Genomic DNA, 11629 nt, shown 5'->3' with positions numbered 1-11629 from the left:
ATCGTCGGGCCGCTGGCAGGCGGCGCCCTGCTGGCCGCGGCCTGGACGCCTGCGTCCATCATCCTGGTGGCTGCCGTGCCCGCGGTGCTGGCGGCCGCGGCGGTGCTGCTGCTCGGGCGTGTGCGCAGGGACGCCTGAGCCGAGCGCCCATTCAAGCCAAAACGGCCCGCAGCGCACAGGGAGAGCGCACCATGGCATCCAAAAGCATAGCAATGCAGTCGGAGCCGACCGCCGACAGCCAGGCCATGGAATACGCCATCCGCACATGGAGCACCGATGCCGTTCCTGCCGCGCAGCGGGCGGACTACTGGGTCGGCGCGGTCTGCGACTGCTTCCTCGACATGGAGGTGGAGCCCGGCCAGCGCCAGGCTTTTTCGGCCACGCTGGCCTCCATGCCCTGCGGCGGCTTGCGCGTCAACCGCGTGAGCGGCAGCGCGCAGCGCGTGCGCCGCACCTTGCAGGGCATCCGCCGCAGCGGGGGCGACAACTTCTACTACCTGCTCTGCAAGGAGTCGTCGCCCTGCCACGTCGCGCAGGACGATGCCGGCGCCGCCCGCCTGCTGCCGGGCGACCTGGCACTGATCGATTCGCGCCGCCGCTATTTGCTGGAGTTTCCCGAGGCGGTGGACACCGTCTCCATCCAGATCCCCATCGGCTGGCTGGACACCTGGCTGCCCGCCGCCGACCGCTGGCTGGGCCGGCGCGTGGACGGCGCTGCCGGATGGGGCCGGGTGCTGAGCGCCTACGTGACCCAGCTGCGCGCCGAACAGCCCGCCCGTTTGGGCACGCTGCAGGCCGAGCACCTGGGCGGCCTGTTGTCGCTGGCCTGCGGTACTGCGCTTGATGCGCCGCCCCAGCCCGGCCTGCTGCAGCGCATCGAGCACTGCGTGCGCCAGCGCTTTGGCGAGCACGGCCTCACCGCCGCCAATGTGGCCGATGACGTGGGCGTGTCGCTGCGCACCCTGCACCGCGCCCTGTCGGCGGGCGGCAGCACCTTTGCGCTGCTGCTCATGCGCGAGCGCATGGCGGTGGCGCAGCGCATGCTGCATGCGCCCTCGCACCGGCACCTGACGGTGGCCGAGATCGGCCGGCGCGCGGGCTTCCTGGACCCGTCGCACTTCGCACGCGCCTGTCGCCAGTGGTGCGGCAGAACCCCCGCGCAGGAGCGCTGCGCGCCAACGCAAGCCTTCGCCAGTCCGCACTGACACGGGCTGGATTCAGTCGGGCAACCAGGCAAGGGTCGCCGCAGACAGTGCCGCAGCACGGCCAGGCGGAGCCAACGGCCTGCGCCGGTTAAAGGCGAGCCGCACGGCACCCAGCGTCCGCCACGTTGGCACGCATCGGCCATCCACGGCCCGGCAGGCGCGACACCATGGGTCTCCCACCACACAAGGAGACAACGACATGGCGGACACCTACGTCCTGGTCCACGGCGCCTGGCACACGGGCGACACGCTGCAAGCCACCGCGGAGCACCTGCGCACACGCGGCCACACCGTGCACTGCCCCACGCTGCCGGGCAACCGCCCTGGCGATGGCACGGCCCCGCTGGGCCTGCAGGATGCGATCGACGGGCTGGTGCAGTTCCTCGCGTCGAACGACCTGCGCGAAGTGCGGCTTGTCGGCCACAGCTACGGCGGCATGCTGCTGTCCGGCGCCGCCGACCGCGTGCCCGAGCGCATCCGGCGGCTGGTCTATGTGAACGCCTTCGTGCCGCTGCCCGGCGAGGCCCTGTGCGACATGGCACCTCCGCACTACCGCGCCCTGTTCGAGGGCCTCGCGGCCGCTGGCGGCGGCGGCGTGCAACTGCCCTTCGAGGTCTGGCGCGAATGCTTCATCAACGACGCCGATGCCGATCTGGCGCGCAGCACCTACGCCCTGCTGCACCCGCAGCCGCTGCGCTGCCTGACCGACCCCATCGCCCTGTCGCAGCCCACCGCCGCGCTGGCGCTGGGCAAGTCGTACCTGAACTGCCGCGAAGACACCGCGCTGCCCCACAGCCTGCCCTGGCACCCGCGCCTGTCGGAACGGCTGGGCCTGTTCCGCTACGTGGAGGCGGGCGGCAGCCACGAGGCGCTGTTCACCGACCCCGAAGGCTTCGCACGCGGCATCGAGCGGGCCGGCCGGGACTGATCGGCAGGTGCCGCTGCGGCGCCAACGCGCAGCACGGCAAGGCGAAGCGAAGACACAGACAAATCAATTCAGGAGACGACACCATGCAAGGCATTGCACCCCACCACATCACCGCGCGATCTTTCTCGGCGCGGCCCGCTTGCCCAGGCGCCCGGGCACGCAAGGCCGCCGCTGTCTTGGCCGTGGCAGCCGCTGTCGGCAGCCTCATCGCCGCACTGCCCGCACAGGCGCAGGCGCAGACCCCGGCATCGCCGGATGCGTCGCCGCCGTCGCCCTGGCGCATCTACGCAGGCCCCGCGCACATCGGCTTCAGCACCTCGGCCGAAGTGCGGGCCGGCGGGCAAATCGTGCCCGGCGCCAGCGCCAAGGCCGACTCCAACGACAGCATCGGCTTCGGCGCGATCTACGACTTTCACCCAGGCTGGAGCGCCGAACTCGCCCTGGGCCTGCCGCCCACCACCGCGCTCAAGGGCACCGGCGCCCTGGCTGGCGCGGGTACGCTGGGCCAAGTGAAGTACGGCCCCGCCGTGCTGTCCGTGCGCCGCCAGCTGTGGGAGGGCGGCCCCGTGCGGCCCTACATCGGCGCCGGCATCAACTACACGCTGGTGCTGGAATCCCGCGACGGCTTCGTGTCGGACCTGAAGGTGAAGAACGGCATTGGCCCCGTGCTGCAGGCCGGCTTCGAGGTGCCGCTGGACGCACGCTGGAGCTTCTTCGTGGATGCCAAGAAGATCTGGCTCAAGACCACGGCGACTGGCACGCTGCCGGCACTGGGCGGGGCGCCTGCACATGCGAAGGTGCGGCTGGATCCGCTGGTGGTGACGGCGGGGGTGGGCTATCGGTTTTGAGGGGGCTTGTGTTGGTTCGGGTGAGCCGGTGGACAAGGCGTATCGGGGTGAGGCTCCGATACGTCGCTGATCGCTTTTGAAAGACTGCTTGGCAGCGTAATTCGACGTTCGGGCGAGCGACGCGAACGACCACCGGTCGCGCAGCTTGGCGGTCGAACACAGCTGAACGTGGACGGCGCGCTTTGAAGCACATCAATCTGCGGCCGCTACAGGCGCCAACAGCTCCTTGGTACGAAGTTCTGCCAAGACTAGCCCAGACAGCTGGGAGAGCATGTCCTCAGGCTGGGCCCGTATCCACTCCTTTACCTTATCTGGGGTGAGCGAGGAGTCGGTAATAAGACCAGCCACGGCAGCTGCAGTGATGCGAGACAGCCCGAACTCGACCAGGGATCTACCAGTCGTTGTTGACACGCCCAGCTCTAACGCGAGCGAGAAGTCATAGACTTCCCCCACGCGCTCGGCATATCCTTTTTCCAAAAGCACAAACTTCAGCAGGTCTACGTAAGCCTTTGCCCACTGAACGAGCGTGAAGCGGATGGTCTGCTCAATCGTAACGAACATGTCACGGATAGCGCCGTCAACGACCGCCTGTTCTGGTGGCTTCCTTATAGACTGTTTAGCAGTAGTGAGCTTGAACCTAACTGCTTCGTTTACTAGTTGAGTCAACGCGTCGCCGCGCATCCACTTGAGGGCAGTCACTGTCACGTGGTTCACATAGCCTCTCATGCCTTTGTTCTCATCGCCCTTCAGCTTGGCTCTGCCGAGGTGCTTGTAGAGACGTCTGAAGATGGCGTTGTAGACCTCATACGCGTCGGATGAAGGGTTCACAGGCATCAACTTCGCGAATTCTTTCTTGTGAACGCCCTGCCGAAGGCGCTTGAGCAGACTGGCGAGGGCCACTGGCTCGACCATCCAGCTGCTTGTCAGAACCGACTCAGGCAGGCCAAGGTTGGCCAACGCCCGGTCAGCGGAGGCAGACAGCTGCTCGCGTTTCTCGAGCGTCAATGACAGGTTCGGACGTCCCAAAAGCGATTCAAGCGAGCCTTGCGCCGCACGTAACAGCACCAGACCCGCCGCAGCTGTCGTGCGCTGCGCAGAACGCTTACGCTCTTCGTCAGGTTCCGGTTCGGCTGCGGCATCCAAAAGTCCGACCACCGCATCAAAGTCTTCCTCAATGGTTTCTTTGAAGGCCACCTTCAGTTGGAAGGGCTTGCGCTCAGTCAGGAGCTTGTGCTCCCACTTTTCGTAGTTGACCAAGAACACGTTGCCTACAACTTCCTCGCCGAGGCGACCGGCTCGGCCGGCGAAGTTCCACAGCGACGCTTCCTCGAGAAGCTCGCCCCTGTTGCCTCGAGTGGGCGTGTCGATGAAAACGTTTCGTGCGGGCAGGTTGACACCCTGGAAGAGCGTCGTGGTGCAGCACAGGTAATCGAGGTGGCCCTCGCGGAAGCTCGTCTCGATGCCCTCGCGCAGGAGGCTTGGCATGTTCCCGTAATGGAAGGCGACGCCGCGCCGCACAAATTTCGCAAGCGAATAGCGCTTGTGGACATGCTGCTCGATGAACTTGGCCAGCTCATTGAGCGACTCCGTCTCCCTGTCCTTTCGGTTGAGGGCAAGCAGCTCGCTGAGGTCCTCCGCATTCTTGGCACCCGTTGCGTAGACCAGCGATCGCCCAGACGCACCGAACTCTTCGGCGACAGCCGCGAGCTTCTGGTCATCTTCCAAAGCAAAGCCGCGGTTGAACGTGTAGGAGCCAATGGAGTCCAAGCGGTCGGCCGTGACCAGATCAAGATGGACGACGTGTTCGTTCTCCGGCGGGAAGTTGACGCTGATGCGGTTCTGCACGACGGGCGACAGTCCCGTCTCCATAACGTCCAGGTTGTTCAAGCCCACGCTTTCGCCGACTAAGTCGAAGCCTGTCGCGCCTGGTGCCAGGAATAGGAAGCGAGCGCTTGGGCTCGCCTTGCGAATCTTCTCAATGACGTCCTGGAGGATCATCCCGCGGCTGTCGTCTCCAATGGCTTGCGCCTCGTCGACGATGACTAGGTCGATAGCATCGACCAGATCTATCGCCGAGAGCAGCAACTGCGCGCGCTCTTGCGTCAGGACGTAAATCTGCTTTGACCGATGCTCGGGGTCGGGAACGGGGATCGTTGTAATGCGGAGCTCGCTGCTGATCTTCGCAAGTCGACGCTCGAGCTTGCCCTGGATTTCAGCCAGCAACGCACGAGTGGGTGCGATGTACATCGCGACGAAGTTCGCAGCTCGATTTGCTGTCTCGGCCAGGTGCTCGAGGACGACGAACGATTTGCCCGCGGATGTCGGCGCCGAGATGGCAGTTACTGCGCTCGACTTCAGGGTTTCCCAGACGTCTAGCTGAAAGTCTGTTAGCGATATGCGCGACCCGTCCATCTCGACCGATGCGAGCTCCTTCAACAGCGCGCTGCGCAAATGGGTGTGAAACCCTAAGCTGTCTAAACTCTCAGGCTCTAGCTTCTTGAGCCCTGGGAAGTTTCCCAAGCCGGAAAGAATGTGCACAGCCGCGCCGCGAACCTCCGGGCTGTCGAATGCCAGCGATGCGAAGACAGCAATCTGCTGGGCAAGGTCACGGCTTTCCTCGTCATGTGCGAGAGCAAAGACGCTGGCAGAGTTCAACAGTCTGGTCAGCCCCTCGTCGCCAAGCTCTGGCCCGACGATGCCAGCCTTGCTGTCATGCTCAGAGGGTAACGTCGATCGGATGCCCATCGCGCGTAGGCCCGCCAAATCCATCCAGAATGCAGCGTTTTGGCGAATGTCGCCAGAGACTTCAGTGGCGAAGCTAGTCATGGGTTCAGTGCAGCAAAAGCACGCTTGAGTTCATCGACGTCCGGCACTGCGATGAGGAAGACCTCGCACTTCGCCAAATTGACGTTTCTGGCTTGAGCTTGGCGGGCAAGGTTGTCTCGAAATCGCTGGTGCTTTGCCTTGTATAGGGACTCGAGGTGATTCTCGTGAGCGTCGTGGTCTGCCTTAGGGTCGTAGGCCAGCTTGTCTTTGTATGCCTCCTCGCTGATCACCAGGCTTCCGAGGTGCACATCTCGGCGCTTGCGGTGATTGCCGGTGCTCGAGTACGCATCGAAATACGACTTGGCCTCATCGCGCTGAGCACCCTCTAGTGCATCGAGGTTCGACATATCGTTGACAAGTCGAAGCTCGTTGAGCAGCTTGGCTCGATCCGCCTGGTATTCGAAGATCGACTCGATCATGTCTCGTGACGCGTCGGTCGCATTGGGAACAATCTTGGACTCCAGAACGAAGAAGGTGATGGTTCCGTCCTCGTTTGCCCTCACGTGGAGACCGTCAACACCATGCACGGGCATGTTGCTGTTGGTCTTGAGCGCCATCTTCGAACCCACCTGTGCGGCGCCCATGTAGTGAACGGCAATAGCGTAGGAGAGCAACTCACCAAGCTCGCCAAAGCGAGCTTTGTGCTGCTCCGTGAATTTTAGGAGCAGTTGCCGCGCTTCACGCACGAGCCTCGAGTGTGTGGCCGTGCTGCCGCCTGAGCGTGAGGTGGTGCCGGCCTGGTTGGCACGCCGCCTCTTTGTAAGGGGTATTGCGTAGTCGACCAGAAGGTCTGTCAACAGTTCAGCCAGCAACGCAAGCTGCGGTTCGTCTTCGTGCATCCGCAGGTAGATGAGCCGAGGCTGCTCGAGCTTCGGGTCTCCCACTACCTCCCTAAGCACGTTATCGATGCCTGCGATCGGGTCAAGTAGCCCCTCGAAAACGGTCGTTCGCGCGTCAGTCAACTATTTATCCCCCCATGTCATCGTTCGATCTGCCGGATTAGCAATCTTGGATGCCTTCTCCCATGACAAATCGCCAAACTTCTAATCTATAACGCATATTTTCAGCTGAACCCACATCAAAGATCGCTGTGATATCGATGGTTCTAGTTTCCCCTGCTGAGGCCGAGTCTGCCGCATGATCGGCCAGTTGCCTATGGGGCAAACCACTCGCGCGCAACTTAACGGAGGCAGTAAGCGGTGCCGGTCCTGCACTCAGAGTCAGGGCAAGAAGCGCTGACTTTGCGCGCGTGCGCGGCGGGCACGCGTTCAAGCCAACCTAGATAGGCGGCCGTCCCCAAGAGGTCGGCTATACAGCGGGAGCTGCCGTTCGCCAAGGTCTTAGTTACTGACCACAACCAGCCTGTAGGTGACGTTGCGCTACTCTGCTGCACATAGCCAAGCATCGCCGCATCAATATGCCCGGAGATGTGGTGTAAGTCATGAGGACGTGCCATGCACCCCATCACTCCCCTTCCGCAAACATCTCCACCAACACCCCCCGCAGCCACTGGTTCCCCGGATCCCGGTGGTACTTCGTATGCCAGAACAGGTTGATCGCCACCTGCGGCAATTTGGCCGGGTGCGGCGCATAGGCTAGGCCGAAGGGCTCGGCCATGCTCTGGGCCATTTTCTCGGGCACGGTGGCGACCATTTGCGTGGCCTGCAGGATATGGCCGATGGCGACGAAGTGCGGCACGGTGAGCCGCACGTCGCGGGCCACGCCCATGCGCTCCAGCAGTTCGTCCACCTTGCCATGGCCCGTGCCTTCGGAGACGACCACCACGTGCTCCGCCTTGGAAAAATCCGCCAGTGCGATGCTGCGGCGCTTGTGCAGCGGGTGGCCTTCGCGTAACAGGCACACATAGGGCTGGCGGAACAGCCGGCGCTGGAAGAAGCCGGCCTTGAGCTGCGGCAGCAGGCCCACGGCCAGGTCCACCTTGCCGGCTTCCATGGCGTCCTTCAGGTCGGTGGCTGAATTGCGCACGGTGGTCAGGCGCACGCCCGGTGCCACCTGGGCCAGCCGCTCCAGCAGGCGGGGCAAGAAGTAGATCTCGCCGATGTCCGTCATGCCCACCTTGAACACGCGCCGGCTGGTGGCGGGATCGAACCCCAGCTTGTGGTTGAGGGCGCCGTGGATCATGGCCAGTGCGTACGACACCGACTCCGCCAACTGGTCGGCATAGGGCGTGGGCTGCATGCCCTGGGCCGTGCGCAAAAAGAGCTCGTCGCCCAGCAGGCGGCGCAGCCGCGCCAGCGCGTTGCTCACCGCGGGTTGCGTCAGGCCCAGGTTTTCCGCGGCCTGCGACACCTTGCGCGTGACGAGCAGCTGCTGAAAGACCACCAGCAAATTCAGATCGATGTCTTCCAGTTCCACGGGGCACCTTTATTCATCCGAGTGATGCGGTGTATTCACGCCATTCTATTGGCTGATTATCAGATCACAGGAATGATCGGGGCCATAACAACGACCGTGAGTGAGACAACCCGATGGAACTGCATATCGAGCCGCTGGGCCGCGTGCTGCCCGTGGCGCCGGGCGCCAACCTGCTGGAAGTGCTGCGCGAGCACCAGATTCCCGTTTCCTACAGTTGCATGGCCGGGCGCTGCGGCACCTGCCGCTGCAAGGTGCTCTCGGGCGAGGTGATCGATGCGGGCCAGGCGCTGCGCATGCCGCCGCTGGGTGGTGGCGAGGGGCAGTACGTGATGGCCTGCCAGACGGTGCTGAGCGAGTCCTGCACCATCGAGATCCCCGAGCCCGACGAGGTGGTGGTGCACACCGCCCGCACGCTCAAGGCCACGGTGACGGCGGTGGAAACGCTCACGCACGACATCCGCCGCCTGCGCCTCAAGCCGGCCAAGCCGCTGGACTTCTCGCCGGGGCAATACGCGCAGTTGCAGTTCGGCCCGGGCCTGGTGCGGCCGTATTCGATGGCCGGGTTGCCGAACGATGACGAACTCGAATTCCACGTGCGGCTGGTCGAGGGTGGGCGGGTGTCCACCCATGTGGCCCAGGTGCTGGCCGTGGGCGATGCGGTGCGCGTGAGCGGGCCGCTGGGCTCGGCCTACCTGCGCCGCAAGTACGAAGGTCCCATGCTCTGCGTGGCGGGCGGCACGGGGCTGGCGCCCATCCTCTCCATCGTGCGCGGCGCGCTGGAGTCGGGCATGCCCAACCCCATCCACGTCTATGCCGGCGCCCGATCGGCGCGCGATGTTTACGGCCTGCCGTGGCTGAAAGATCTGCAGCAGCGGCACCCGCAATTGCAGGTGCATGCCGTGGTGGCCGCGGCCGATGCGGCGCCGGGCCAGCGCACGGGCCTGGTCACCGACGCGATCGCGCAGGACTGGCCCACGCTGGAAGGCTGGCGCGCCTACCTGTGCGGATCGCCGCCCATGGTGGAGGCCGTGTCGCTGCTGGCGCGCCAGCGTGGCGTCGCCGCCGAGCACCTCTACGCGGATGCCTTCTACGCCAGTACGCCGTGAGGCAGGGGCCAGCGCCCCTTCCTGCGAGCCCTTCCTTCTCTTGATTCGCAACGCCCCATAACAAGTCCCAAGGAGACAACGCCATGAGTACGCCCCATCCCGTCTTTCCATTGCATCCGACCTGGGAAAGCCCCGGCACGCACCGCGTGCCCTTCGCGGCCTACACCAGCGAGGACATCTACCGCCGTGAGCTGGAGCGGTTCTTCTACCGCGGCCACTGGTGCTACGTGGGCCTGGAGGCCGAGGTGCCGAACCCGGGCGACTTCAAGCGCACGGCCATCGGCGAGCGCTCGGTGATCCTGGTGCGCGGCGAGGACCTGCAGCTGCACGTGGTGGAGAACGTGTGCGCGCACCGCGGCATGCGGTTTTGCCGGGAGCGCCATGGCAACCGCAAGGAGTTCGTCTGCCCCTACCACCAGTGGAACTACAAGCTCGACGGCGCGCTGCAGGGCGTGCCTTTCCGGCGCGGCGTCAAGCAGGACGGCAAGGTCCACGGCGGCATGCCGGCGGATTTCAAGCTGGAGGAACACGGCCTGACGCGGCTCAAGGTGGCCACGCGCGGCGGCGTGGTTTTTGCCTCGTTCGACCACGGCGTGGAGTCGCTGGAGGATTTCCTCGGGCCGGTGATCCTGGGTTACTTCGATCGCCTGTTCAACGGCCGCAAGCTCAAGATCCTGGGCTACAACCGCCAGCGCATTCCGGGCAACTGGAAGCTGATGCAGGAGAACATCAAGGACCCCTACCACCCCGGCCTGCTGCACACCTGGTTCGTGACCTTCGGCCTCTGGCGGGCCGACAACAAGTCGGAGCTGAAGATGGATGGGCGCCACCGCCACGCGGCCATGGTGTCCACGCGCGGCGAGGCCAAGAAGCAGTCCGACGTGTCCAACGTCTCCAGCTTCAAGGCCGGCATGCAGCTGGAAGACCCGCGCTTTCTCGACATCGTGCCCGAGCCCTGGTGGGGCGGGCCCACGGCGGTGATGACCACGCTGTTCCCCAGCGTGATCCTGCAGCAGCAGGTCAACAGCGTTTCCACGCGCCACATCCAGCCCGTGGGCCACGATGCCTTCGATTTCGAATGGACGCATTTCGGCTTCGAGGACGACACCGAGGAGATGACCGAGCGCCGCCTGCGCCAGGCCAATCTGTTCGGGCCGGCGGGCTTCGTCTCGGCCGACGACGGCGAGGTGATCGAGTTCTCGCAGCAGGGCTTCGAGCAAAAGCCTTTCCATCGTGCGCTGGTGGAGCTGGGCGGCCGGGAGGTGGGAGACACCGACCACATGGTCACCGAAACGCTGATCCGCGGCATGTACGAGTACTGGCGCGGCGTGATGGAAAAGGAGGACTGAACCATGGACGCCCAATCCACCGCGATCGAATTCGCCGACTACTTCGCCCTGCAGCAGCTCTATGCCGACTATGCCGCCGCGCTCGACGCAGCGCAGTGGGACCGGTGGCCGGGCTTCTTCACCGAAGACTGCCTCTACCGCCTGCAGCCGCGCGAGAACCACGAGCGCGGCCTGCCGCTGGCCACGCTGTCGTTCGACAGCCAGGGCATGCTCAAGGACCGCGTCTACGGCATCCGCGAGACACTGTTCCACGACCCGTATTACCAGCGCCACGTGATCGGTGCGCCGATCGTGCGGCAGGCCGGGGAGGGCCGCTGGGCGTGCGAGGCGAACTACGCCGTCTTTCGCACCAAGCTCTCGGAGCCCTCCACGGTGTTCAACGTCGGGCGCTACCTGGACGTGGTGGTGCGCACGCCCGAGGGCCTGCGCTTCGCCCGCAAGGAGTGCATCTACGACAGCGAAATGATCCCGAATTCCATCATCTACCCCATCTGAGAGGAGACACACCATGCCAGCAATCGACACCGGATGGACCGAGGCGACCGCGCGCGCCGACCTGCCCGAGGACGACGTGGTGGGCGTGACCGTCGAGGGACGCGACGTGGCGCTCTACACCGTGGACGGCGAAGTGTTCGCCACCGACAACCTGTGCACGCACGGCAATGCGCGGCTGTGCGACGGTTTCCTGGAGGGGCACGAAATCGAGTGCCCGCTGCACCAGGGCCGCTTCGACGTGCGGGACGGCAGCGCGCTGTGCGCGCCGCTCACCCAGGGCCTGCGCAGCTACCCCGTCCGTGTGGAGCAGGGAACGGTGTACCTCAAGCTCGCCTGACGCGAGGCGGCATGCGCCGCCGTCTCAGGCGGGCGCCGCCAGCGTGCCGCGCGGCGCCTGGAACTGGAACCCCTCCACCACGCTCTTGAGCCGGCCGGCATGCTCCAGCAGGCTGGCCGCCGCGGCGGAGGACTGTTCGACCAGCGCGGCGTTCTGCTG

At 64.9% G+C, this 11629-nt stretch carries 10 protein-coding genes; 7 read left to right on the top strand and 3 right to left on the bottom strand.

The genetic code is table 11. The features are described from left to right. The first annotated feature begins 191 nt into the window (after positions 1-191). The 3 genes from AC27KI_RS13150 to AC27KI_RS13140 all read left to right on the top strand — a co-directional run bounded on the left by AC27KI_RS13150 (position 192) and on the right by AC27KI_RS13140 (position 2981). Positions 192-1205, top strand: coding sequence for an AraC-like ligand-binding domain-containing protein (locus AC27KI_RS13150; RefSeq protein WP_487114176.1), 1014 nt, complete (start codon positions 192-194; stop codon positions 1203-1205). 199 nt (positions 1206-1404) lie between these two features. After that, positions 1405-2133 carry an alpha/beta fold hydrolase gene (locus AC27KI_RS13145; protein WP_487089764.1) on the top strand — a complete coding sequence of 243 codons (729 nt, stop codon included), beginning with the start codon at positions 1405-1407 and terminating at the stop codon, positions 2131-2133. An 83-nt stretch (positions 2134-2216) separates the two neighbouring features. Further along, positions 2217-2981, top strand: coding sequence for an OmpW/AlkL family protein (locus AC27KI_RS13140; RefSeq protein WP_487089765.1), 765 nt, complete (start codon positions 2217-2219; stop codon positions 2979-2981). Positions 2982-3173: 192 nt separating this feature from the next. Here the strand turns inward: AC27KI_RS13140 and AC27KI_RS13135 are convergent, their stop codons facing one another. From AC27KI_RS13135 to AC27KI_RS13125, 3 genes are all read right to left on the bottom strand, one after another. Continuing rightward, positions 3174-5807 (bottom strand): DEAD/DEAH box helicase, encoded by a 2634-nt coding sequence (locus AC27KI_RS13135; RefSeq protein WP_487089766.1) that lies wholly within the window; start codon positions 5805-5807, stop codon positions 3174-3176. Continuing rightward, positions 5804-6769 carry a HamA C-terminal domain-containing protein gene (locus AC27KI_RS13130; protein WP_487089767.1) on the bottom strand — a complete coding sequence of 322 codons (966 nt, stop codon included), beginning with the start codon at positions 6767-6769 and terminating at the stop codon, positions 5804-5806. The genes AC27KI_RS13135 and AC27KI_RS13130 overlap by 4 nt, the downstream gene beginning before the upstream one ends. Positions 6770-7271: 502 nt before the next feature. After that, the gene (locus AC27KI_RS13125) at positions 7272-8183 is read right to left on the bottom strand and encodes a LysR family transcriptional regulator (protein ID WP_487114174.1); all 912 of its coding nucleotides are present in this window, start codon (positions 8181-8183) and stop codon (positions 7272-7274) included. Between the two features lie 113 nt (positions 8184-8296). On the opposite strand from AC27KI_RS13125, the gene AC27KI_RS13120 reads away from it, so the two are divergent. From AC27KI_RS13120 to AC27KI_RS13105, 4 genes are all read left to right on the top strand, one after another. Continuing rightward, the gene (locus tag AC27KI_RS13120; protein ID WP_487114172.1) at positions 8297-9289 is read left to right on the top strand and encodes a 2Fe-2S iron-sulfur cluster-binding protein; all 993 of its coding nucleotides are present in this window, start codon (positions 8297-8299) and stop codon (positions 9287-9289) included. Positions 9290-9372: 83 nt separating this feature from the next. Continuing rightward, positions 9373-10638 (top strand): aromatic ring-hydroxylating dioxygenase subunit alpha, encoded by a 1266-nt coding sequence (locus tag AC27KI_RS13115; RefSeq protein ID WP_487114170.1) that lies wholly within the window; start codon positions 9373-9375, stop codon positions 10636-10638. Between the two features lie 3 nt (positions 10639-10641). Next, positions 10642-11133 carry an aromatic-ring-hydroxylating dioxygenase subunit beta gene (locus tag AC27KI_RS13110; protein ID WP_284430368.1) on the top strand — a complete coding sequence of 164 codons (492 nt, stop codon included), beginning with the start codon at positions 10642-10644 and terminating at the stop codon, positions 11131-11133. A 13-nt stretch (positions 11134-11146) separates the two neighbouring features. Beyond that, positions 11147-11470, top strand: a complete 324-nt coding sequence (locus tag AC27KI_RS13105; RefSeq protein ID WP_272566083.1) for a non-heme iron oxygenase ferredoxin subunit — start codon at positions 11147-11149, stop codon at positions 11468-11470. The last annotated feature ends 159 nt before the right edge of the window (positions 11471-11629 follow it).

It is taken from the genome of Acidovorax sp. KPB24-03 (assembly GCF_057546605.1).
The sequence above is the reverse complement of the archived record's forward strand: the minus strand, read 5'-3'. Positions and strand labels throughout refer to the sequence as shown.